The organism is Micromonospora sp. WMMD1076, from assembly GCF_029581475.1.
GTDB classification, from domain to species: domain Bacteria; phylum Actinomycetota; class Actinomycetes; order Mycobacteriales; family Micromonosporaceae; genus Micromonospora; species Micromonospora aurantiaca.
Genome location: NZ_CP120862.1, coordinates 5,749,034 through 5,772,271 on the forward strand (window position 1 = coordinate 5,749,034; position 23,238 = coordinate 5,772,271).

The 23,238-nt window shown below is 73.8% G+C and carries 20 protein-coding genes and 1 pseudogene; 5 read left to right on the forward strand and 16 right to left on the reverse strand.

The annotated features are described in order from the left end of the window. Positions 1–46: 46 nt before the first annotated feature. The gene (locus O7622_RS25845; RefSeq protein ID WP_282310746.1) at positions 47–1,270 is read right to left on the reverse strand and encodes an MFS transporter; all 1,224 of its coding nucleotides are present in this window, start codon (positions 1,268–1,270) and stop codon (positions 47–49) included. A 56-nt stretch (positions 1,271–1,326) separates the two neighbouring features. Between O7622_RS25845 and O7622_RS25850 the strand changes: the two genes are divergently transcribed. Then, positions 1,327–1,794 carry a MarR family transcriptional regulator gene (locus tag O7622_RS25850; RefSeq protein ID WP_282310747.1) on the forward strand — a complete coding sequence of 156 codons (468 nt, stop codon included), beginning with the start codon at positions 1,327–1,329 and terminating at the stop codon, positions 1,792–1,794. A 55-nt stretch (positions 1,795–1,849) separates the two neighbouring features. On the opposite strand, the gene O7622_RS25855 is transcribed toward O7622_RS25850, so the two are convergent. From O7622_RS25855 to O7622_RS25885, 7 genes are all read right to left on the reverse strand, one after another. Continuing rightward, positions 1,850–3,502 carry a sodium:solute symporter gene (locus tag O7622_RS25855; protein WP_282310748.1) on the reverse strand — a complete coding sequence of 551 codons (1,653 nt, stop codon included), beginning with the start codon at positions 3,500–3,502 and terminating at the stop codon, positions 1,850–1,852. After that, positions 3,502–3,744: a DUF3311 domain-containing protein gene (locus tag O7622_RS25860; protein WP_282310749.1), complete on the reverse strand. Its 243-nt coding sequence runs from the start codon at positions 3,742–3,744 to the stop codon at positions 3,502–3,504. The genes O7622_RS25855 and O7622_RS25860 overlap by 1 nt, the downstream gene beginning before the upstream one ends. Before the next feature lie 125 nt (positions 3,745–3,869). Beyond that, entirely contained in the window at positions 3,870–5,018 is a 1,149-nt protein-coding gene (locus O7622_RS25865; protein ID WP_282310750.1) for a bifunctional RNase H/acid phosphatase, read from the reverse strand. Between the two features lie 5 nt (positions 5,019–5,023). After that, on the reverse strand, positions 5,024–5,761 hold the full coding sequence (locus tag O7622_RS25870; protein WP_282310751.1) for a C4-type zinc ribbon domain-containing protein: 738 nt from the start codon (positions 5,759–5,761) through the stop codon (positions 5,024–5,026). Beyond that, a complete protein-coding gene (locus tag O7622_RS25875; RefSeq protein ID WP_282310752.1) occupies positions 5,751–6,623 on the reverse strand; it encodes a Nif3-like dinuclear metal center hexameric protein in 873 nt (290 codons plus the stop codon). Before O7622_RS25875 ends, O7622_RS25870 begins: the two co-directional genes overlap by 11 nt. A gap of 94 nt (positions 6,624–6,717) precedes the next feature. Continuing rightward, on the reverse strand, positions 6,718–7,299 hold the full coding sequence (locus O7622_RS25880; protein ID WP_282310753.1) for a flavoprotein: 582 nt from the start codon (positions 7,297–7,299) through the stop codon (positions 6,718–6,720). Continuing rightward, positions 7,296–8,525 carry a helix-turn-helix domain-containing protein gene (locus O7622_RS25885; RefSeq protein ID WP_282310754.1) on the reverse strand — a complete coding sequence of 410 codons (1,230 nt, stop codon included), beginning with the start codon at positions 8,523–8,525 and terminating at the stop codon, positions 7,296–7,298. Before O7622_RS25885 ends, O7622_RS25880 begins: the two co-directional genes overlap by 4 nt. A gap of 217 nt (positions 8,526–8,742) precedes the next feature. Here O7622_RS25885 and O7622_RS25890 point away from each other — a divergent pair, with 217 nt between their 5' ends. Continuing rightward, positions 8,743–9,414, forward strand: coding sequence for a bifunctional DNA primase/polymerase (locus O7622_RS25890; protein ID WP_282310755.1), 672 nt, complete (start codon positions 8,743–8,745; stop codon positions 9,412–9,414). A 466-nt stretch (positions 9,415–9,880) separates the two neighbouring features. Here the strand turns inward: O7622_RS25890 and O7622_RS25895 are convergent, their stop codons facing one another. The 5 genes from O7622_RS25895 to O7622_RS25915 form a co-directional block, all read right to left on the reverse strand. Next, positions 9,881–10,600, reverse strand: a complete 720-nt coding sequence (locus O7622_RS25895) for an FAD:protein FMN transferase (protein ID WP_282310756.1) — start codon at positions 10,598–10,600, stop codon at positions 9,881–9,883. 80 nt (positions 10,601–10,680) lie between these two features. After that, complete coding sequence (locus O7622_RS25900) at positions 10,681–11,271, reverse strand: FMN-binding protein (protein ID WP_282310757.1); 591 nt, start codon at positions 11,269–11,271, stop codon at positions 10,681–10,683. Between the two features lie 13 nt (positions 11,272–11,284). Continuing rightward, the gene (locus O7622_RS25905; RefSeq protein ID WP_282310758.1) at positions 11,285–12,700 is read right to left on the reverse strand and encodes a ferric reductase-like transmembrane domain-containing protein; all 1,416 of its coding nucleotides are present in this window, start codon (positions 12,698–12,700) and stop codon (positions 11,285–11,287) included. Beyond that, entirely contained in the window at positions 12,697–14,070 is a 1,374-nt protein-coding gene (locus tag O7622_RS25910; protein ID WP_282314229.1) for a DUF1501 domain-containing protein, read from the reverse strand. The genes O7622_RS25905 and O7622_RS25910 overlap by 4 nt, the downstream gene beginning before the upstream one ends. 14 nt (positions 14,071–14,084) lie before the next feature. Beyond that, positions 14,085–16,136 (reverse strand): DUF1800 domain-containing protein, encoded by a 2,052-nt coding sequence (locus O7622_RS25915; RefSeq protein ID WP_282310759.1) that lies wholly within the window; start codon positions 16,134–16,136, stop codon positions 14,085–14,087. Between the two features lie 448 nt (positions 16,137–16,584). On the opposite strand from O7622_RS25915, the gene O7622_RS25920 reads away from it, so the two are divergent. Then, complete coding sequence (locus tag O7622_RS25920) at positions 16,585–16,842, forward strand: DUF3040 domain-containing protein (protein WP_282310760.1); 258 nt, start codon at positions 16,585–16,587, stop codon at positions 16,840–16,842. Between the two features lie 246 nt (positions 16,843–17,088). On the opposite strand, the pseudogene O7622_RS25925 reads toward O7622_RS25920, so the two are convergent. Together O7622_RS25925 and O7622_RS25930 are read right to left on the reverse strand one after the other, a co-directional pair. Then, positions 17,089–18,006: pseudogene (locus O7622_RS25925) on the reverse strand (SWIM zinc finger family protein); the annotation flags it as partial. After that, on the reverse strand, positions 18,003–21,470 hold the full coding sequence (locus O7622_RS25930) for a DEAD/DEAH box helicase (protein WP_282310761.1): 3,468 nt from the start codon (positions 21,468–21,470) through the stop codon (positions 18,003–18,005). The pseudogene O7622_RS25925 and the gene O7622_RS25930, both read right to left, overlap by 4 nt. An 85-nt stretch (positions 21,471–21,555) precedes the next feature. Here O7622_RS25930 and O7622_RS25935 point away from each other — a divergent pair, with 85 nt between their 5' ends. Beyond that, positions 21,556–22,416, forward strand: a complete 861-nt coding sequence (locus tag O7622_RS25935; RefSeq protein WP_282310762.1) for a carbohydrate kinase family protein — start codon at positions 21,556–21,558, stop codon at positions 22,414–22,416. A 4-nt stretch (positions 22,417–22,420) separates the two neighbouring features. Here the strand turns inward: O7622_RS25935 and O7622_RS25940 are convergent, their stop codons facing one another. Beyond that, entirely contained in the window at positions 22,421–22,942 is a 522-nt protein-coding gene (locus O7622_RS25940) for a DinB family protein (protein ID WP_282310763.1), read from the reverse strand. A gap of 85 nt (positions 22,943–23,027) precedes the next feature. Here O7622_RS25940 and O7622_RS25945 point away from each other — a divergent pair, with 85 nt between their 5' ends. Next, positions 23,028–23,234, forward strand: coding sequence for a hypothetical protein (locus tag O7622_RS25945; protein WP_128138808.1), 207 nt, complete (start codon positions 23,028–23,030; stop codon positions 23,232–23,234). Positions 23,235–23,238 lie beyond the last annotated feature (4 nt).

Consider the following 23,238-nt stretch of genomic DNA (forward strand, 5'->3'; position numbering starts at 1 on the left):
CCGGCGGCCTCAGGTCCAGCCCGGACAAGGGCGCGACCGGCTCCGGTCAGTAGGCCTCCCCCACCGGCTCCTCCGGTGCGTGTTCGGCCCGGCGGGCGGCCCGGTTCCAGATGACCCGTTCGCCGTAACCGGCCGCCATCAGGTGACCGAACGCGAGATAGGCGAGCACACCGGCGGCGAGCACACCGAAGCCGACCCAGAACGGCAGCGCGAGGCCGTGCTCGGCCAGCTTGCCGGAGATGATCGGCGCGGGCGCGGCGGCGCCCCAGCGGACCAGGTTGAACGCGCCGGTGGCGACGCGCCGGTCGGCGGAGCCGAGCCCCAGTGCCAGGTCGGTCAGGTTGGCGTTGGCGAGGCCCATGAACAGGCCGGTGACGACGAGGACGACGAGCGACATGGCGGTGCCGGTGGAGGTGGCGAACAGGACCATGCAGACCAGCAGGCCGAGCAGGGCGACGCCGACTGTCTGCACCGCGCCGATGCGGTGGGCGAGCCGGTGCCCGATCAGCAGGATGCCGGCCGCCAGGCCGAGACCCCAGCCGGTGAACGCGAGGCCCAGCGGGATGACGTCGAGGCGCAGGAACAGCGGCGTGTAGCCGAGCACGACGAAGAAGACGAAGTTGTACGCGGCGGTGACCACGCACAGCGTCACGAACGCGGGTCTGCGGTAGGTGGCGAAGATCTGGCCGAGGCGTACCGGCTGTTGCTTGTTCGCCGGTTCGCGCAGCTTGCGGGCGGCGACGCCGAGCGCCAGCACCATGAACACGCCGCAGACGAAGAACGGCAGCCGCCAGCTCACCTCGCCGAGCAGGCCGCCGATCAGCGGGCCGACCGCGAAGCCGAGCCCGAGGGCGGTCTCGAACAGGCCGACCACCCATTCCCTGTCGTTCGCCAGGTTGACCAGCACCACCATGGCGGTGGCGAAGAACATCGCGTTGCCCAGACCCCAGACGCCGCGCAGCACGGAGAGTTGCACGATGTCGTTGCTGAACGAGGCGCCGATGGCGGCCAGGCCGACCACCGAGACGCCGGTGACGAGCACCGGCTTGAAACCGAACCGTCCGCTGGCGAGCGTCGCCGGGATCATGCCGACGGCCATGACCGCGATGTACGCGGTGAAGAGCAGCTCGACCTGCCAGGCGGTGACGCCGATGGCCTCGCCGATGGCGGGCAGGATCGGGTCGACCACGGCGATGCCGGCGATGGCGAGGAACGCCACGAGCGTGGTGGCGTAGATGGCACTGCGGTTGGGCTCGGATCGGCGATCCACTCCGCAACCTCCCAGATAGCTGTATGGTACAGGCATTTTTCTTGTATCATACAGCTATGAGCGAGGACGTCCACGCAGCCGAGGTCACCCTCGGCCGGATCGAAACAGAGGTCGCGCTGCTGATGCGCCTGGGCGAGGCCACCCGCCGGGGCACCGGCACCACGGAGCACCGGCTGCTGGACCGCGCCGCGTACGTGATCCTGCGCCACCTGGACGCGGCCGGCCCGCAGAACGTCTCGGCGCTCGCCGCGCGGCTGAACCTGGACGGCTCCACTGTCACCCGGCAGGTCTCCGCGCTCCAGCGCGACGGGCTGATCTCGCGTACCCCCGACCCGGCCGACGGGCGCGGCACGGTGATCTCCGCGACGGCGGCCGGGCTCCAGCGGATGGCCGCCGTCCGGGCGGCACGCACCCGGCTGTACGGCGACATCCTCGCCGCCTGGCCCGAGGCGGACCGGGAGACGCTGGCGGACATGTTGCACCGCCTCAACGAGGCGCTCGACACGCGCAACCGTCGCCGCTGAGGTGTTAGGAAGGGCCCCTTATTATGCAGAATGCGTTAATAAGGGGCCCTTCCTTTCACGCGACCGGTTCCGGGGCGGAGTCGGTGCGATCGGCGGTGGGTGTGACGCGCGGGTCGCCCTCGTCGGCGAAGTAGTCGTCCGGCGCGGTGCCGTCCGGCCCGTCGGCCACCTTCGCGGCACGCAGCACCAGCGTGAGCAGCGCGGCCACCACCAGGTTCACCAGCACCGCCACGATGCCCACGTAGATGGTCTTCGGCGTGTCGAAGCCGAACTTCTCCAGCGGGAACGCCGACCCGGCGAAGTGCTTCTTCCCGGTCGCCGGGTTGCCGATCTGGTAGAGCATCCACATGCCCAGGCCCATGCCGGCCGCCCAGCCGGCGATCAGCGCGCCCCTGTGGAACCAGCGGGTGTAGAGGCCCAGCGCCACCGCCGGCAGCGTCTGGAGGATGATCACGCCGCCGATGAGCTGGAGGTCGATGGAGAACTGCGGGTCGAGGAAGACGATGCAGGCCACCGCCCCGACCTTCACCACCAGCGAGGTGATCTTCGAGACGTTCGCCTCCTGCGCCGGGGTGGCGTCCCGCTTCAGATACTCCTTGTAGATGTTGCGGGTGAACAGGTTCGCCGCCGCGATCGACATGATCGCCGCAGGGACCAGCGCGCCGATGCCGATGGCCGCGTACGCCACCCCGGCGAACCAGTCCGGGAACTGCTGGTCGAACAGCAGCGGCACCACAGTGTTGCCGTCGGTCGTGCCCTCCTTCGCACCGGGCAGCGGCTTCACGTTCGCCGCGATGGCCATGTAGCCGAGCAGCGCGATCAACCCCAGGAGCAGGCTGTACGCGGGCAGCGCGGACATGTTCCGCTTGATCACGTCGCGGTTCCGGCTGGCCAGCACGCCGGTGATGCTGTGCGGGTAGAGGAACAGCGCCAGCGCCGAGCCGAACGCCAGCGTCACGTACTGGATCTGGTTGTTCTGGTTGAGCAGGATGCCGTCGCCGGGCGCGGGTGACGCCTGGAACTTCGCGTCGGCCGCGTCGAAGATGGCGCCCCAGCCGCCGAGCTTGTACGGCAGCCAGATCACCGCGACCAGGATCACGATGTAGATCAGCGAGTCCTTGACGAACGCGATCAGCGCCGGGGCGCGCAGCCCGGACTGGTACGTGTACGCGGCCAGGATGGCGAACGCGATGATGATCGGCAGGTGCCGGGCCAGCGCGCTGTCCCCGGTGACGCCCATGGTCTTGAGCACCGCCTCGATGCCGACCAGTTGCAGCGCGATGTACGGCATGGTGGCCACGATGCCGGTGATCGCGACCAGCAGCGCCAGGATCGGCGAGCCGAACCGGTTGCGGACGAAGTCGGCCGGGGTGACGAATCCGTGCCGGTGCGAGACCGACCAGAGCCGGCACAGCACCAGGAACACCAGCGGGTAGATGACGATCGTGTACGGCACCGCGAAGAAGCCCGCCGCGCCGGCCCCGAAGATCAGCGCCGGGACCGCCACGAACGTGTACGCGGTGTAGAGGTCACCGCCGACCAGGAACCAGGTGATCCAGCCGCCGAAGCTGCGCCCGCCCAGTCCCCACTCGTCCAGGTGGGCCATGTCCGTCGGTCTGCGCCACCGGGCAGCAACGAAACCCATGGCACTGACCAGCAGGAACAGCAGCGTGAATACGATGATCTCGGTGAGGTGGTCCCGCCACATCAGTGGTCACCCCGCTTCTTGGTCATCTGGTAGACCAGCGTGGTGGTGCCGACGCCCAGCAGGATCCAGGCCAGTTGCAGCCAGTAGAAACGCGGGAACCCGAACAGCCGGGGCGAGTCGGCGTTGAACAGTGCCGGGATCAGCGGCACCACGATCGGGATGAAGAGCAACCAGTTCCAGGGACTCTTGTCCTTCGCCCTGGATCGCGCCGTGTCGAGCGCCTCCGGTTCCGGTTCGGCCATGTGACACCCTCCGGGCATTCGTAGCGGGCCATGTGACGGCCGGAGGCTACGACCCTGTGACAGGGGTCACGTCCGATCGGAGGATGCTGATGCGCCGAACGGCCGCCGGCATGCGCCGAGCGGCCTCAGACGTGCGTGAGGTGCGAGGTGTCGTTGACCGAGCGGACCGCGACGCCGCCGTCCGGGTACAGGTCCAGCACCGAGATACCGGCCGTGTCCAGGTAGAGCCGGTGCAGGAACGCGTCGCCGGCGGCGAGCGCGTCGCGCAGCACCAGCTTGATCGGCGAGACGTGGGAGACCACCACGACCGTCTCCCCCGGGTACGCCGACCGCAGCCGGTCGACCGCCCGGCCGGTCCGCTCGGCGACTGTCACGAACGACTCGCCCCGCGGCGGCGCGACCCCGGTGGAGGCGAGCCAGGCGTCCAGTTCGGCCGCCCAGCCCTCGCGTACCTCGGCGAACGTGTGCCCCTCCCAGACGCCGAAGTCGCACTCGATCAGGTCGTCGTCGGTGCGTACCGGCGGGTTGCCGACCTGCGCGGCGACCGCCTCGGCGGTGGCCGTACACCGGGACAGCGGGGAACTGACCACTGCGGCGACGGACGGCGCCAGCGCGGCCACCCGGGCGGCGGTGGCCCGGGCCTGGGCCCGGCCCCGCTCGGTGAGCGGCACGTCGCCCCGGCCGGAGTAGCGCTTCTGCACGGTGCGCTCGGTCTCCCCGTGCCGCACCAGGATCAGCCGGGTGGCCTCCTCGGTCGGGCGCGGCTCCCAGGAGGCGGGCGTGGTGGCCGGGTCGGTGCCGGTGGCGCGTACGACAGTCGCCTCCCGCGCCTCGGCCGCCACCGCTGCCGGTGCGGCGCCGGACGCGGCGGCGTCCATGGCGGCGTTGGCCAGGGCGTCGGCGTGCCGGTTGCGCTCCCGGGGGATCCAGGTGAACCGTACGGCGGCGAACCGGCTGACCAGCCCGGCCGCCTGGGCGGCGAGCGGACGCAGCCCGGGGTGCTTGATCTGCCAGCGGCCGCACATCTGCTCGACCACCAGCTTGGAGTCCATCCGCGCCTCGACCTCGGCCGCGCCCAGCTCGGCGGCGGCCTCCAGCCCGGCGATCAGGCCCCGGTACTCGGCCACGTTGTTCGTCGCCGTACCGATCGACTCGGACCGTTCGGCCAGCACCTCGCCGGTGCCCGGGTCGCGGACCACGGCGCCGTAGCCGGCCGGGCCGGGATTGCCACGGGAGCCGCCGTCGGCCTCGATCACGACCGCGCGCACCGCCACGACGGCTACAGTCCCGACTCGTTGGTCCGGACCATGATCCGCCGGCACTCCTCGCAGCGGACCACGTCGTCCGGGTCGGCCTTGCGGATCCGGGCCAGGTCGGCGCCGGACAGCTCCAGCCGGCAGCCGCCGCAGCGGCCTCCGGTGAGCAGCGCGGCGCCCATGCCGGTGTCCTCACGGATCTTGTCGTAGAGACCGACCAGGTCCGACGGGAGGTCACCGGCGAGCGGCTGGCGGGAGGTGCGCTTGAACTCCTCCTCCTTGGCGATCTCCGCCAGGGTGTCGTCGCGGCGCTGCTCGGTCGCGGCGCGGCGCTCGCGGGCCTCGGCAAGCCGGCTCTCGATGCCGTCGAGCACGCCCTGCGCGGTCTCCCGCTGCTCCATCAGCTCCAGCTCGGCGTCCTCCAGGTCGCTCTGCCGGCGGTTCAGCGAGACCAGCTCGTGCTGGATCGCCTCCAGCTCGCGGGCCGGGCCGCTGCCCGAGGCCAGCCGGGCCTCGTCCTTGCTCTTGCGCGCCCGCACCTGGTCGACGTCCTTCTCGATCCGGGCGATGTCCCGGTCCAGGTCGTCGACTGCCACCTGGGCGCGGACGCGCTCGTCCTCCAGCGCGGACAGCTCACGCGCGAGGGCCTCCAGCTCGGCGCGCTCCGGCAGGGTGCGGCGGCGGTGCGCGAGCTGGGCCAGCGCGGTGTCGATCGCCTGGAGGTCGAGCAGGCGGCGCTGCACCTTCGGGTCAGCCTTCACGTCGGGGCTCCTTGTCGTCCGGCCGGGGCGCGGCGGCGTGCACGGTCCACGGGTCGGTGTCCAGGTCGGACACCACGGTCTCGACGTCCAGCTCGGCGGCCAGGTAGGCGGCCAGGTCGTCCAGCCAGGGTCGCTCCGTCGCCCAGTGGGCGGCGTCCAGCAGCGCCGGGCCACCGGCGGCGAGGTGTTCCCCGGCCGGGTGGTGGCGCAGGTCCGCGGTGAGGAACGCGTCCACCCCGGCCGCGGTCGCCTCGGCGAGGAAGCCGTCCCCCGAGCCGCCGCTGACGGCGAGGGTACGAACCATACGCCCGGGATCCCCGGCGGCGCGAACTCCCCAGGCGGTGACCGGGAGCACGGCGGCGGCCAGCCGGGTCAGCTCGGCGAGCGTCATCGGGGTGGGCAGTTCGCCGATGCGGCCGATGCCCCGGCCGGGCCCGGCGGCGGGCGAGCCGGGGCGGGGCGGGGCCAGCGGGCGCAGCCCGGTGAGCCCGAACCGGGCGGCGAGCGCGTCGGACACGCCGGGATCGGCCACGTCGGCGTTGGTGTGCGCCACGTGCAGCGCGACGTCCGCCTTGATCAACCGGTGCACGATCCGGCCCTTGTACGTGGTGGCGGCCACCGAGGAGACGCCGCGCAGCAGCAGCGGGTGGTGCGCGACGATCATGTCCGCGCCGGCGTCGAGCGCCTCGTCCACGGTCTCCGGGACCACGTCGACCACGCAGGCGACCCGGCGTACGGGGTGGTCGGGCTCGCCCAGCACCAGGCCGACCCGGTCCCACTCCTCGGCCCAGGCGGGCGGGTAACGGCGGTCCAGGGCGGCCACCACGTCGGCGACGGTGTGCGGCGATCCGGTTGTGCTCACGGGCGGCCAGCTTACCGGCGTCCGGGCCGGTACACGCCGACCGCCGCCGGGCGCGGCCCCCGGCGTCCGCCGAGGGCCGTGCCCATCGCGCCTCTCAGCCGACCGGGGCGACCGGCCGGTCCGCGCCGCGCAGGGCGGCCAGGCCGGCGTCCCAGGGGAAGGCGTCCGCGCGCCGGTCCCCCGTGCCGGGCGGGTGCAGGCGTACGACGTGGTCGCCGAACACCACCCGGACGCCCCACTGCCCGAGCCGGTCGAGGCTGGCCCGGAACGCCGGGTGCGCGGCCATCGCCTCGTTCGTGTACGGGACGGCAGCGATCGGCACCCCCATCCCCTGCGCCTCGACCAGCAGCCCGAGCGCCAGGGTGTCGGTGATGCCGACCGCCCACTTGTTGATCGTGTTGACGGTGGCCGGGCACACCAGCATCGCGTCGGCCGGGGGCAGCACATCCGGGTCACCCGGGTTCTTGTAGTGCGTACGGACCGGGTGGCCGGTCTGCCGGGCCAGCTCCGTCCGGTCGACGAACTTCGCGCCGTCCGGCGTGGTGACCACGCAGACCGTCCAGTCCTCCCGCTGGGCGAGGTCGACCAGCCGGCCGACGTGACGGGCCAGCGGCGAACCGCAGGCGATGACGTAGAGCACCCGCCGGTGCCCGTTGGCGGTCTCCGGACCGCTCATACTCCGACTCCCATGTGCTCAGCCAACTCCGCGATCGGCGGAGGCGGCGCACCACGTGTGCGACGGAGAATCTCGGACATCAACTCGTGCGCTATCGGCCGGCACCGGATCTCGGAGGGCGCGAGCCGGTCACCGCGCAGCAGCATGTCCCCGGCGTTGGCGACGTCACCGATCTGGGAGTAGCCCCGGGCCAGGTCGAGCAGGTGGTGCGCGCGCCGCTCCGGCAGCAGCGCGTTGAACGCCGGCTCGGACAGCCGCATGTGGGTCTCCACCGCCCGGCCGCCGTCGCCCAGCTCGACCGCCGCCGCCGCGCGGTGCAGCTCCAGGTTGGTCGGGCCGAAGGAGGTCCAGTAGTGGTTGTGGTCGCCGCCGAGCATGACGGCCGCCTCGCCGGCCCCGGCCAGCAGGTCGTCCACTGTCGCCGAGTCACCGATCCGGGCGGCCGCCATCGCGCCCTGGAGCAGCAGCATCCCGTACACGGAGAGCCGTTCCGGCCGGACGTCGTTGTCGCCGCCGGGCGCGAGCCGGCCCGCGATGCGGACGTTCAGCTCCAGCGCGGGGCGGGGGCGGCCCATCGCGACGAGCGCGTTGCAGACCCGCGTGGTGGCGATGCCGGCCAGCAGCGGGTCGTCGGCGCGCTGGGCCACCGCCATCGACCGGTCGGCGGCGAGCCAGGCGAGGTCGCACTCGCCGAGCTTGCGCAGCACCGAGGAGGCGATCTGGTAGACCTGCCCGAGCAGGTGGGCGGCCTCGCGTACCTGGTCGTCGGCGGCGTATCCGGCGTCCGCCGCCTGGGCGTCGCGCAGCAGCTTGGGCAGCGCGCGGGTGAGCATGCCGTAGCGGCCGTACTGGTAGGTGAGCCAGGCGTGGTTCACGGCCTTGCGCATGTCGGCCAGCGGCGGAGGGTAGGGCGCCGCGTCGAAGTAGGCGCTCATCGAGTCGTACCGCTCCAGGGCGGTGCGGATCTCCTCCACCTCGACCTGGTCGATGCAGTTGAGCGCGTCGATACGCCGTTCCGGGTCCTTGCCGTGCAGCAACTGCACGTCGATCTGGAGGATGTCGGCGATCTCGTAGAGCACGGAGAACTTGTCCAGCCGGCGGACGCCGCGCTCCACCTTGTCCACCCAGCTCTTGGACTTCCCGAGCCGGTCGGCGAAGACCTGCTGGGACATCTTGCGGCGGCTCCGCCAGTACGCCACCCGCCGGCCTATGGGCAGTTCGTCCATCCCCGCTCCCTCCCCCTCACGGCGCCAGCCGGTCCCCCCACGTCCCTCAGGCTCGCGCCGATCGCACAGGTTGTGCGTCCACCGTCCAGCCAGTTCTCGTAGTTTTCGTGCAAGTTGCACCGACCGTTAGTCACCTCAACGAGCGTGGGTTACGGCAGTGACGGCTTTCGACGTGTGGCTTGTGGACGCTTCGGCAGGACCAGAGAGGACGGCAGACATGTGGAGGAACGTCCGACCGCACGTCGCTCACCTGTCGCCGCTGGAGCGGGTCCGGCTGCGCCGCGTCGCGGTGCGGTATGCGCTGCACGGCTGGCCGGTCACCCCCGGCGCCTGCCTGGCGAACAGCCGCTTCGTCTGCGGCCGGGCCGGCTGTCCCACAGTGGGCTGCCACCCGGCGCTTGAGGACTGGGAGCACGCCGCCACCGCCGACCCGGCCCGGGTGGCCACCTGGTGGCGCAACCGCCCGCACGGCATCCTGCTGCCCACCGGCCGCGCCTTCGACGTCCTGGAGGTCGCCGCCCACCTGGGCCGGCAGGTCCTGGAAATGGTCGCCACCCACCCCGCCGGCTTCGGCGTACGCGGCCCGGCGCTGGTCACCCCGACCGGCCGCTGGATGTTCCTGGTCCGCCCCGGCGACCCGCTGCGGCCCGAGCTGGAGCACTGCTTCCACGTGGTACGCCACGGACCCGGCTCGTGGATCCCGGCGCCACCGACCCGGCTGCCCGAGGGGCCGGTGCGCTGGGTGGTCGCCCCGGAGCAGGCACGCTGGCAGCTACCCGACTCCTACCTGGTGCAGAACGCGCTGATCGCCGCGTTACGGGCGGCCGGCGTCACGTTCGGCGCCGACCTGTTCCCCGGCCATCTCCCGCTGCCCCGCCGGGGCCGCTGACGTCCCAGCACCCGTCCGATGGGCTGCGGTGCGCGCCCCCGACGCCGAGCGTCCTCCCTGGTCACGGCGGGTTCGGTGACCCGGACGGGTGGCCGACAGCGACCTCCCCTGCACCGGGCTCGTTGTTCCTGGCGAAGGCGCGCGTGCGCCAGAGCGGGGGTTTGACCATGTCCAGGGACGACGCTGCCCGCCACACCGGCGGTACCGAGCCGGCGCGGCCCCGCCGCCGCCTGCACCCGTGGGCCTTCACCCGGCCGCTGGGCGTGCGCCCCGGCCGTCCCCGCCCCACCGGTTCCCGCCCCGCCATCCTCCACCGCCCCCTCCGCTGACCCACCCCCTGTCTCTCCATCCGTCGTCGCCCGCACCCCCGCCCACCGCCAGTTGATCAAGGAGTTTGTGTCCACCCAGCACGCTCTGGAGGACACAAACTCCTTGATCACCGCGCAGAGGCGGGGCCGGACGGGGATCAGGTGGGGAGGGTGCGGGAGTGGTGTTGGTGGGCTTCGTCCGTTACCACGGCGTGCCGCCACGGGGACGGTAGGCGGTCCAGCCAGGCCAGGCCCGGCTCGCCCATCGCCACCGCCGCTGTCGCGTACGCGTCGGCCACCCCCAGGTCCGGACCCACCACAGTCACCGAGCGCAGCCCCGTCGCCGGTACGCCCCGGCGCGGGTCCAGCACGTGGTGGCCGCGCTCGTACACGCCGGAGGTGGCGACCGCCAGGTCGGTGCCGGTCAGCACCAGACAGGTCGCCGCCGCGTCCCACGGATGCCGCACCCCGATCCGCCACGGCTCGCCTGTCGCGTCGTGGCCGCGTACCCGCACGTCGCCGCCCGCGTTCACGCAGTGGTTCGGCGCGCCCGCGGCGACCAGCCGGTCCGAGGCGACCTGCGCCGCCCAGCCCTTCACGTAGCCGGACGGGTCGAGGCGACCGGTCGCGTACGCGTCGAAGAAGCCGTCGGTGGCGGTCCACAGGTCGGCGCAGGCGGCCAGCACGGCCCGCAGGTCGGCGGAGGCGTCGGCAACCCGCAGCTCGCCCCGGTCGATGCGGCACACCTCGCTGTCGTCGCGGTACGTGCTGAACCGCGCGTCCACCTCGCGCAGCCAGCCGAACGTGTCCTCGGCCAGCTCGTGCAGCGTGGGCGCGGGCAGGTCGTCGGCCAGGTCGAGGCTGATCGCCGTACCCATGACGTGTTCGACCCGGCGAAGGCCGCGCCGGGCGGACGGACCGGGACCGACGGCGGCGGCACCGGCATGAACCGGCACGGTCACGCCTTGTCCAGCGCGGCCTGCAACGACTGCTTGTACGCGGTGCTGGTGTAGGTGGCCCCGGACACGGTGCTCAGGTTGGCGCTCTGCCGGGCCACCACCTCACCGGAGGTGCCGCTGTAGCGGGCCTGCACGTCGTCGCTGCGCTGCCCGGACTGTCCGCCCAGCGGCAGGCCGATCGCCGTGGCGTCGACGATCCGGCTGCCGCTGAGCGTGATCCGGACCTGGAGCGAGCCGTACTCGTAGGTGACCGACGGCCCGGTCACCGTGCGGGTGGTGACCTTCGGCGCGCTGGTGGTGGTCCGCGGCGCGGCGGGCGTGGTGCGCGTGCCGCCCCGGCTGGCCGCGCTGCGGTCGGCGGACGGCTTGGGTGCCGGCTTCGACGAGGCGCGCGGCGACGGGGTGACGTCGCCGGGCGCGGAGCCGGTGGGCGACGGCGGTTCGGGCGCGGCCGAGCCGCCGGGGGCGACCGGGGCCAGCGCGGCCGGTACGTCCGCTCCGGCCTGCCCGGCGCCCGGCGCGCCCTTGAGCACCACCAGCGCGGTGGTGCCGGCGGCCAGGCCGGTGATCGCGAGCAGCGCGCGACGCATGGCGGTGCCTCTCCTACAGCTCGAACGCGGTCAGGTGGATCTGGCGGCGGGGCACGCCCGCCGCCCGCAGCGCGGCGACTGCCTCGTCGACCAGGCCGCCCGGGCCGCACAGGTAGACGTCGCGGCGGGTCAGGTCGGGCACGAGGCGGCGCAGGCCCTCGGGGTTCATCACCTGGCGGGGGCCCGGGTCGTCGCGGCTGCCGACGACATACCAGACGGAGGTCTGCCGGGCCTGCGCGAGCCAGTCCAGCTCCTGGTGCAGCAGCACGTCGGCCGGGGTACGCGCCCGGTAGATCAGCGCCGCGCCGGGCGGCAGTTCCTCCAGCATCGCCCGCAGCGGCGCGATGCCGCTGCCCCCGGCGATGAGCAGCGCCCGCTCCCGGGTGCGGTGCGCGGCGGTGAACGTACCGGAGGGGCCCTGCGCCCAGACCCGGGTGCCGGGCGTGAGGTCGCGCAGCTCGGCGGTGTACCCGCCGACGACCTTGACGGTGATCCGCAGCCACCTGTCGTTGGCGGCGGCGGAGACGGAGAACGGGTGCGACTGCCACCAGCAGCCGGGGTTGAGGAAGCGCCAGCGGAAGAACTGGCCGCCGAGCAGGTCGATCTGGTTGAGCCGCTGCCCGGTCAGGTAGACCGAGACGGTGTCCGGGCTTTCCGCCACCACGTCGGCGACCCGCAGCCGGTGCCGCAGGTTGAACACCAGCGGGGCGAGCATCCGGCCCCACACCAGCGCGGCCACGACCAGCAGGTACGCGGCGATCCAGCCGGTACGCACCGGGCCGGGCTCGTAGAGCTGCGCGCCGTTGCTGAACTGGTGCGCGTAGCCGAGCAGCAGCGTGAGGTAGCTGGCGGCGTGCAGCAGGTGCCACAGCTCGTACGGCAGGCGGCGCCGCACGGCGCGTACCGCGGTGAACGCGACGGCGACCAGGATGCCCGCGGCGACGAACGCGGAGACCATGTCCTCGTAGTCGGTCAGCAGCGCGCCGACCTCACCGAGCACCGTCTTGCGTTCCTGGCGGGAGTAGCCGACCACCAGCAGCGACATGTGCGCGAGCACCGCCACCAGCAGCGTCGCGCCGAGGTCCCGGTGCAGCCGGGAGATCCGCTCGCCGCCGAGCGCGCGTTCCAGCACGCCGAGCCGGCTCATCACCAGCACCTGGACCAGCAGCAGGTAACCGGCGAGCAGCCCGGTGATCCGGCCGCCCGCGGTGAGCAGGTCGGCGGTGTCGGCGAGCGATCCGGCCGGGGTGTCCAGCCACCACGGCAGGACCGCGGCGACCAGGCCCAGCCAGAAGACCGCGGCGAGCGCACGCCGGCCGCCGGGTCCGCGGCGCGGACGACCCGGGGGTACGGGGGCAGCCGGACGGCCGCCGTACGGGGCGGGATGCCCGGTACGGCGGCCGGCGCCGCGGGTGTCCTGGTACGTCACGCGTAGATCTTGACCGGGGTGAACTTCTGCCGGGGGAAGACCTTGTCCACCTGGGCGGTGGTCAGGCCGAAGCGGCCCTGCGCGACGGATCCGTAGACGTTGAACATGTTGTTGTATTCCGGCACGTCGCCGCTGTCCAGCTTGTCCAGCCCGTTCCAGGTGCCGAGCAGCGAACCGGCCAGCTTGCGGCCAGACAGCACGGTGACCACGCCGCCGTGCCCGTGGTCGGTGCCGCCGCCGTTCGAGCCGACCCGCCGGCCGAACTCGCTGGACACCATGATGGTCACGTCCGCCGCCCGGTCGCCCAGGTCGGTGAAGAACGCGGCCATCGCGCCTGCGAGTTCGTTGAGCCGCCGCCAGAGCTGGCCGCCCTCGCGGGTGCCCTGGTTCTCGTGGGTGTCGTAGCCGCCCATGCCGACCGTCGCCACCCGCACGTTCGCGCCGCCCTTGATGAGCTGGGCGAGCTGCTTGAACGCGTTCCCGACGCCCTGGTACTCGACGCCCTCGGCGGCGGCGTACGGCTTCGCGGCGAGCTTCTGCGCGGTGGCCAGCGCGCCCATGCCCTCCTGCACCGCCTCCTCGACCGGGTGGTTGATGCCGGTGAACAGGCCGCGGATGGCCTTCTCGGTGGCCGCCCGGTACTTGTCGTCGCCGTTGAGCCGCAGGTCGCCGACGCTGTTGAGGGAGATCGCGCCGTTCACGCCGACCAGCGAGCGGGGCAGCGTGCTGCCGATGCCGACGCTGCGGAACGCGGTGCCCTTGCCGAGCGAGTCGACCAGGCTGTCCAGCCAGCCCCGGCCGCCGGTCTCACCCGGCAGGCCGCCCAGGTTGCACGCGTCGGCGGCCTGGAAGTGGCTGCGGGACAGCCGCGGGTCGGACACGGCCGGCACGAAGCCGAGCTGCCCGGCCTTGAGCCACTTGTCCAGCGGGGCGAACGCGCTGGTGAGCTTGAAGCCGCGGGCCAGCGCCAGCGAGTCGTCGCCCAGCAGCAGGTCGGGGCGCGCCTTGGCGAGCACCGGGTCGTTCGCCGGTGCGACCAGGCTCAGCCCGTCCAGTCCGCCGTAGAGGAAGACGTGGATCAGCGTGCCGGTCTTGGTCGCGGCGAACGACGCCGAGGTGGTGACGAACTGCGCCGTCGCGAGTGCGGTCGCGGTCGCGGCGGCACCGGCGACGAAGGTACGCCGGGTGACGCCCCGGCCGTCCTGCTGCGCCTCCTCGATCTCCTCCAGCCGGCGGTACCGGTCGGTCTCGGCCGCGTTCTCGGCCGCGACGATGTCCGCCTCCGCGCGCAGCAGCGCCTCGGCCGGGTTGTCGGCCAGCCGCCGCAGGTCGGGGCATTCGGGGTGCAGGGGGTACGGGTTCACGGTCATCTCCATCGAATGCCTCACCGGAGGTGGTGCTGGGGGGACGCGAGGATCGTCCGCGCGACAGCGGCGATGGCCCCGTTGAAGGTGGCGTCGACCTTGGCGCTCTCGGCCACGCCGGCCACGGCGAGCACCAGCTTCTTCTCCTTGGCGCTGAGCTTCTGCTGCACCAGCCGCTGGGCCAGCGCGTCCACGTACGCCCCGGCGGTGGCCGGCGGCTTCGCCACCAGCTTCTCCGGCTTGACGAAGGTGAACTGCTTGCGCCAGCCGCCGATCAGGTCACCGGCCTCGTTCCAGCCGTCGATCATCGTGCCGGCGGAGGTCCAGGCCAGGTAGACGTCGGCGTAGCCGTCCGGGGTGGGCTTGCCCATCGGGTACTGGCCGAGTTCGCGCATCTTGTCCTGGACCTGCCGCAGGCCCTGCGCGAACGGGGTCCGCCGGTTGTCGCCGGTGAAGCCGGGGGCCGCGTCCGGCGAGACGCCGAGCGCCCGGTACGTGGCGACCAGGTACTCCATCGGGCGGCGTACCTTCTGGCCGATCGCGGCCCAGAACTCCGAGGAGCTGAACAGCGTCGCCAGCACCGGCCGGATCTGCCCCTTGTTGGTGGTGTACGCCTTGGCCAGCCGGTCCACCACGGACTTCGGCGGGGTGTCGGAGACGAACCGGGTGGCGAGGTTCTGTGCCACGTACCGCGCGGTCGACGGGTGCATCGCGATGTAGCGGATGTACGAGTCGATGACCTTGTCGGCGGCCACCGGGTCGTCGGAGTTGTTGGCGTGGCTGAACCCGAGGATCTTCACCTTGCCGAGGTAGTGCCGCTCGGCGAAGAACTTGTACTTGCCGTCGGCGACACCGCGTCCGGTCTGGAGCAGCGCGGCCTGGCGGACGTCCTTCTCGGTGTAGCCGCCGTCGACGCCGACCGAGTACAGCTCCAGGTTCTCCCGGGCCAGGTTCTCGTTGACCGCGTCCTTACGCGAGTCGACCTGGTTCAGGTAGAGCAGCAGCGCCGGGTGCTTGTTCGCGGCGACGAGCATCTCCGGGTAGCTGCCCAGCGCGTGCTTGCGGACGACGTCCCGGTCGAACGCGTTGCGGTAGTTCTCCCCGCCGTCGAAGTCGGCAGCGACGTGCAGGAAGTCGTTCCAGAAGTCGACCATCACCTCGAACAGCTGCCGGTCGGACCAGATCTGCCGGGCGATGGTGGCGTCCACCGTCTCCCGGGCCGGGTCGACGCCCTTCTCGTTGAGCTGCTCGCGCTGGTCGCGCAGCTGCGTCGGGCTGAGCTTGAGCGACTGCAGCTCGGCCAGCTTCAGCTCGGCCTTCGTCGGGGCGATCTTCTCCGGTTCGAGCTGCTGGCGCAGCCAGTCGTCGATGCCGAGCCGCTTGATGTCGGCCATCACCTTCGGGGTGGCGCCGAACGTGGTGCGGGTGGCGAGGTGCCGGATCGGGTCCTTGGCGAGCACCGTCTTGACGGTCACCGTGGTCGCCTCGGCGGCGGCGGCCGGGCTGCCGTAGAGCCGGCCACCGGACGGCGCGTTGCGCTTGAGCGCCTCGCCGGCCCGGGAGCCCATGTAGCTCTCGTTCTGCTCGGTGTAGGTCCGTACCGTGCTGGGCTGCTGGCCGCTGGGCCGGGCCGCGTTGCCGTCGGTGGTGACGGTGCCGGTGGCGTCACCGGCCGGCGCGTCACTGAACAGGCCGCGCACCTGCGGGGACATGGTCAGGGCGGCGCCACCGGCGACCACGACGGCGCCACCGAGGGTGGCGAGCGCCCGGCGGCGGCCACGCTTCGGGGGCTCGTCGCCGTCGTCGTCCAGGTCGGGCAGTCCGCCGCCGGGCGGCGGGCCGTACCCGCCGGCGGGCTGGGCGTAGCCGCCGGGCTGGGGGTAGCCGGCGGGGGCCGGCGCGGCGGGGGCGAAGCCGTTCGGCCCGACCCACTGCGGGCCCGAGGGGGCGGGGTGAGCGCCGCCGTACGGCGCGGCGTGCGGGTCGCGGTACCCGTCCGGATGGGGGTGCTGGTATCCGTCCCAGCCGCGGTCGTCCCGGGGTCGACGCGGTGGCACGTTCAGGTCGGCCATGTACCTATCCCGTTTTCTTCGAGCGCCGGCACGCCTGCCACCCGGGGGGCCGGGTGGCGCAGGGGCGGCGACGGTTGCCGGAGGAGTTGCCTACGGGAAAGTAGCCATGCCGTCGCGGCCGCTCAAGGCGCGCCGAACGCGCTCGTGAGCGCACTTAAGACGGTGCTCAGGCCCGCCGGGGAGGGCCCGTCGCCGAGGCGGGGGCGCCGCGGGCCGCCGGAGCAGGGCCGACCCGGGCGCGCACCGCCCGGATGCGAGGTTTCACACCCGGGCGACGCCGCCGGGAGCGTTCATCGCCTCACCGAAAATTAAGGTACGGATAAGCCTGCGCTGAGAACCCCGTCCCGCCTGTCCGGTCCGCCGAAACAGCAGCAGCGGCGGCGCGTGACCGGCCTCCGATCCGGGTATGCCGCCGAACCGCTGAAGCCGTGAGGGGAAGGGCACCGCCATGCTCAGCCAAGAGGATCAGCGCAGGTTCGAACAGATCACCCGTCGTCTGCGGGAGAGTGATCCACGCTTCTTCGCCCGGTTGGACAACCGGATCAAGGGCCGCCGGGGCCGATACATGATGCTGTTGACGATCGTGCTGTGGGCCTCGCTGCCGGCGATGACAGTGCTCGTCGGGCGGCTGGCCGGGGCGATCTGCGCGGTGGTGCTCCTCGCCAACGCCGCGGTGATGTGGCACTTCCGCCGCCGCCTCCTTTAGGTGAAAGGAAGGGCCCCTTATTAACGCCTCCGGTAGAGGAAGGGCCCCTTATTAACGCTCGCCCTCGGCGCGACCGAACTCCCTGGGGGACGTGGCCTCGCCGCGGCTGAACTCCCTGGGGGGCGCGGCCTCGCCGCGGCTGAACTCCCTGGGGGGCGCGGCCTCGCCGCGACCGAACTCCCTGGGGGGCGCGGCCTCGCCGCGACCGAACTCCCTGGTGGGCGCGGCTTCGCCGCGGCCGAACTCCCGGTACGCCCGGCGCAACCGCTCGGCCAGGCCCGGCCCGCCGATCCCGGCACCGGGTGAACCGAGCTGGCGCAGCAGCAGCTCCGGGCCGGTGGCGAGCGTGGGCGGCCGGTCCGGCAGCGCCACCGGAGCCAGCCAGAACCGGTCCGGTTCGGTGTCCGCCTCGACCGGCGGCAACCCGGCCAGGGCCCGCGCCGCGCCGACCACCGGCACACCGGCCGGCTCCGCGCCCGCACCACCGGCCCCGCCCGAGCCGCCGGCCCCGCCGGCCCCGCCCGCACCACCGGCTCCGCCCGAGCCGCGGGTTCCGCCCGCGCCACCGGCGTCGGCGCCGCGCAGCGTACGCAGCCGGTCGAGCAGTTCGGTCCGGGACCGGCCGCGCCAGTGCAGCAGGTGGAACGGGTCCGCGTCGAACGCCTCGGCGAGCAGGTAGAACGTGGCCGCCAGATGTTTGCACGGCACCGCGAAGTCGGGGCACCCGCAGCTCTGGTCCAGCTCGCCGATCGCGGCCGGGAACAGCGGCGCGCCCGCCTCGGCAAACAGCTCCTCCAGTTCGGCCGGCAGGTCACCGGCGAGCAGCCGGGCGCTGAAGAACGCCTGCCCGGCCAGCTCGGCCTCGATCCGCCGCCACGTCTCCTCCGGGTACGCGGCCAGCCCGATCCGCACCGGGTAGGGCCGCGGCCGGGAGCCCTGCACCTCGGCGGTGACAGTCCCCGGCGACACGTCCAGCCGGAGCACCTGCCCCCGCCGCGCGTACGCCCGGCCGCGGGTGAGCCGGGAGCCGAGCGCGAACGACTCCAGCACCTCCACGAACCGCCGGGACCACCAGGACTGCCCGATCGCGCCCCGGGTGCTGCGTGCCCGCAGGCCGCCCTCGACCCGTACCGGCGGACCGTAGTCGTCAAAACCGGGGCTCACTCGACCACCGCCCCGGACTCCAGCCGGAACAGGTCACGCAGTGTGTCCGTGGACAGCTCGGTGACCCACTGCTCGCCGCTGCCCACCACCGACCGGGCCAGGCTGCGCTTGTCGGCGATCATCGCGGCCACCTTCTCCTCGACCGTGCCGGCGCAGACGAACTTGCGTACCTGGACGCGGCGGCGCTGTCCGATCCGGAACGCCCGGTCGGTGGCCTGGTCCTCGACGGCCGGGTTCCACCACCGGTCCACGTGCACCACGTGGTTGGCGGCGGTCAGGGTGAGCCCGGTGCCGCCGGCCTTGAGCGACAGGACGAACAGCGGCGGACCCTGCGGCGACTGGAACCGGTTCACCATGGCGTCCCGTTCGGCCTTGCCGACGCCGCCGTGCAACAGCAGCACCTCCCGACCGGTACGCGCCGACAGGTGCCCGCGCAGCATGCCGCCGAACTCGGCGTACTGGGTGAACAGCAGCGCCTTCTCCCCCGCCGCGAGCACCTCGTCGACGATCTCGTCGAGGCGTTCCAGCTTGCCGGACCGGCCGTCCAGCGCGGAGCCGTCGTGCAGCAACTGGGCGGGATGGTTGCAGACCTGCTTGAGCCGGGTCATGGTGGCCAGCACCAGCCCGCGCCGTTCGATCCCGTCGCTGGACTCGATCTTCGCCATCATGTCGTCGACCACCGCGCGGTAGAGCGCGGCCTGCTCGGCGGTGAGGTTGCAGACCACCTCCATCTCCAGCTTCTCCGGCAGGTCGGTGATGATCGTCGGGTCGGTCTTGAGGCGGCGCAGCACGAACGGGCCGGTGATCCGGCGCAGCCGCTCGGCCACCTCGGCGTCGCCGTGCCGCTCGATCGGCTCGGCGAAGCGCTTGCGGAACGTCGCGGCCGGTCCGAGCAGACCCGGATTCGCGAACTGCATGATCGACCAGAGGTCGGCGAGCCGGTTCTCCACGGGCGTACCGGTGACCGCGACCCGGTGCCGCGCGGGCAGCGACCGGACCGCCTCGGCCTGCCGGGTCGCGGCGTTCTTGATCGCCTGCGCCTCGTCCACCACCACCCGGTGCCAGTCGACACCGGCCAGCTCGAACGCGTCCCGGGCGGCCACCGAGTACGTGGTGAGCACCAGATCCGCCTCCTGCACGGCGGCGGCGAAGCCCTCGCCCCGGGCGCGCTCGGCGCCGTGGTGCACGTGCACGCGCAGCCCCGGCGCGAACTTCGCGGCCTCGCGCTGCCAGTTGCCGACGAGCGACATCGGACAGACCAGCAGTGTGGGCCCGGCCTCCGGCGGGTCACCGGCGAGCAGCGCGAGCAGTTGCACGGTCTTGCCCAGCCCCATGTCGTCGGCGAGGATCCCGCCGAGTCCGAGCGACTGGAGGAACGCCAGCCAGGCCAGCCCGCGCCGCTGGTACGGCCGCAGCGTCCCGCTGAAGCCCGGCGGCGGGTCGGCCGGGGTGAGCCGCCGTTCCGCCTCACCGGCGAGCAGTTCGCCCAGCGCGCCGTCGGCGACCACGTCCAGCACCGGCAGCTCAGCGGCCCGGTCGTCACCGGACAGTCCCATCCGCAGCAGGTCGGCCACCGTCAGCTCACCGGAGGAGCGCAGCAGCTTCAGCCCGGCCTCCAGCCGCTGCGGGTCCAGCTCGACCCACCGGCCGCGCAGCCGGACCAGTGGCGACTTCAGGTCGGCCAGCGACGCCAGTTCCTCGGCGGTCAGCGGCTGGTCGCCGAGCGCCAGCTCCCAGCGGTAGTCGACGAGCGCGTCCAGCCCCAGCTTCCCGGCGGCGGTGGCGACAGCGCCCGGGGCGGTACGGCTGCGCGCCCGCAACCGCGCCCCCAGCCGCGACGAGGAACGCCGCCACCACGACGGCAGCAGCACCCCGAACCCGGCCGCGTGCAGCACCGGCGCGCCCTCGCGCAGGAACCGGTGCGCGCCCTCGGCGTCCAGCTCCATGCCCTCGGGCGCGGCGGTACGCAGCGCGGTGTCCACCTCGGGCCACAGCCGGCTGGCCCGGCCCAGCTCGGCCAGGAGCGTCTCCTGTGGCTCCACGCCCCGGGCGGCGAGCGCGGGCGCGGGCCGCTGCCAGATGTGCGCGGCGTCCACCACGAGCCCCGGCTCGTCGGCCGGGTGCAGGCCGAAATCGACCCGCCAGACGGCGTCCTCGACCAGTTCGGCGACCGGGTCGACGGCCGGCTCGACGAGGCGGAACGTGGCCCGTACCGCGCCGCCCGCGGCGTCGCGCTGCCAGGCGTCCAGTTCCTCGCGCAGCGTCGCCAGCGCGGCCGGCTCGGCCGGGAAGGCGCGCTCGGGTCCGGTGAGCGCGGCCAGCCAGCGCGGCACCGCGCCGACCGGGCGCATCCCCCGGTGCAGCCGGGTGTCGGCGAGCGCCACCCGGGCGGCGGCGTCGACGAGCGCGTCCAGCGCCTCCGCGACCAGCTCACCGGCCCCGATGTCGGCGGCCCGCCCGCCCCACACGTCGTCCGCCGGGCCGCTCGCCGCGCCGTGATCGCCGCCGTCCCGGACGGCCCCTCCCGGCGAGCGCCCGCCGCCCAGGGCGGACCTCCCCGGCCCGGGCCCGGCGGCGCCCGTCCGTGCGTCCGCCGACGCCGGGTCGACGACAGCGCCCGGACCCTCGCCGCCAGGGGCACTCCAGGACTCCAGCCGCCACTCCCGGGCGGCGCGGGCCGCCGGTGGCGACGCCAGCGCCAGGTCGCGTGCCCAGCCCGCGTCGGTGCCGGTGAGCAGCGGCCGCCAAAGCGCCCACCCCGTCGCCACGTCGTCCGCCCCCACGGCCCGCAACCGCCGCCCGGCCCCCGCGACGCCCGCGCCCGAGCCGGCCGCACCCGGGGCCGCTTCCGCCACGCCCGCCCCTACGGCCCGCAACCGCCGGCCGGCCTCCCCGACACCCGCGCCCGAGCCGGCCGGCCACGCCGCGCCCGAGGCCGCCGATGACCGCCGCGCCGAGGTCCGCCCGCCGGTCCCGGCCGGCCCTCCGTCGGGTCCACCACCGGGGTACGCCTCCAGCACGCCCGGCAGCAACCGGCCGCGTACGACCAGGTCGGCGGCGAAGTCGGCCAGCTCGCACAGGTGGCGCAGGCTCGCCCCGGCCGGGCCCGGCAGCGGCGCGCGCAGCAACGCGTACGCGGCGTCCGGGGCGTACCCCAGGGCGGGAGCCCGCCATCCGGCGCGGGTGACCGGGCCGCGGACCGGTTCCCCGACGGTGGCCCGGACCAGCTCCGGCGAGTCCAGCGGCGAGCCGGCCCGGGTCGGCAGGTCCAGCCGGACGGAGATCGGCTCGCCGGGCGGGCCGTCGAGCGCGGCGGCGAGCGTGGCGTGGCCGGCGGCGAACGGGTGCGGGCGCTCGCGCGGGGCGCGGCCTGGTCGGCGGGGCGCGCGGGCCGGAAGCGTGCTGTCCTCGGCCCACAGGGCGAGCCCGGCGCCGGGCAGCCACAACCCGTGGATGACCAGCACTGCTCCCCCTCGACGACGTCCCGGGGCCGGAAGACGGCGCCCGGGGAGCCAGGATAGGCCGCCGGACGCCGCTATCGTCGGCGCCATGGTCGACCTTCTCGTGATCGGCGGGCTCGGCGTGGACATCCGTGCCCGGGTGCCCGCCCTGCCGCCGCCCGTCGCCGACTCGCTGCTGGTGCCACCGATCGACCTGCGGATCGGCAACACCGGCGCCGGGGTCGCACTGGCCGCGCACGCGCTCGGCCTGCGGGTGGCGCTCGTCGACGTGCTGGGCACCGACCCGGCCGGCGACGTGGTGCGGGCGGCGCTGGCGCGTACCTCGATCCGGACCACGCTCGCCGACGCGCCGGCCGGCACCCGCCGCTCGGTGAACCTGGTCGACCCGGCGGGGCGGCGGATGTCGTTGCACGATCCGCGTCCCTGGTCGGGGCCGGCGCCGTTCGGCGAGGCGGAGCTTGCCGCGCTCCTCGCCGAGGCGACCCACGTCCACCTGTCGATCATGGATTGGGCCCGGGACGCGCTGCCGGTGCTGCGCACCGCCACGTCGATCTCCACCGACCTGCACGACTGGGACGGCGAGAACGACTACCACCGCCCGTTCGCCCGGATCGCGGACCTGGTCTTCGTCAGCGACACGCGGCTCGGCGAGCGGGCCGCGAAGGAGGCGGCCGAGCTGGCGCCGCGCACGGTGCTGGTCACCGGCGGGGCGGCCGGCGCGACGCTGCACACTCCCGGCGCCCCTCCGGCGCACGTGCCCGCCGCCACCCCGCCGGGGCCGGTGGTGGACACCAACGGTGCCGGGGACGCCTTCGCCGCCGGGGTGATCGCCGCCCGGCTGCGTGGCGCGGGCGTCCTCGACGCGGCACGGTACGCGGCCCGGGTGGCCGCCGCCGCGTGCACGTACGACGGGATGGAGTACCCGGACGGGCTGCTGCCCCGCGAGTGACCCGTCAGATCGAGCCGGTCTCGCCGTCGGTCAGCTCGCGCAGGATGTCGGCGTGCCCGGCGTGCCGGGCGGTCTCCTCGACCAGGTGCACCAGCACCCAGCGCAGCGACACCTCGCCGAGCTGCGGGTGCGGCACGACGTGGTCGAGGTCGAACCGCTCGGCGACCCGGCGGGACCGGTCGCAGGCCGCCTCGTACGCGGCGGCGAGTGTCTCGACCGTCTCGCCGGCGCCCAGCGTGAAGCTGGCGTCGGCGTCGGCCTGGGAGGTGACGTAGACGTCGCCGGGCTCGGGGGCGAACAGGCAGCGGAACCAGTTCCCCTCGACCAGGGTCAGGTGCTTGAGCAGCCCGGCCAGTGTGGTCAGCGAGGGCACCAGGCGCCGGGCGGCGTCGGCGTCGGTCAGGCCGCGCGCCCTGCGCAGCACGTTGGCACGGTGGAAGTCGAGGAACGCGTCGAGGATCGCCCGTTCGTCGCCCGTGCGGGCGAGGACCGGACCGAGTGCCGGATCGATCGTCGGGTGCGCCATCCCCGGACCCTAGTACGCGGTGTGTACGGTCCGCCGCCCCGCGTGATCCCCTGCGCGGGCGGGCCGGCCGGGGCAGGATGGGCGCATGGCTTCCACGGTGCAGATCCCTCTGGTGGGCGGCGCGGCCGACGGCGAGACCGTCACCGTCGAGCTGGACGTCAACGGCCGTCCGCCGCTGACCCACCACCACCTCGGGTCGAAGGGCCTCGCGGAGGCGCAGATCTACGAGCTGGAGTCGGACGACCAGCCGGGCCGGGAGTGGGTCTACGCCTGGCGCGGCCCGGCGGTCTGACGGC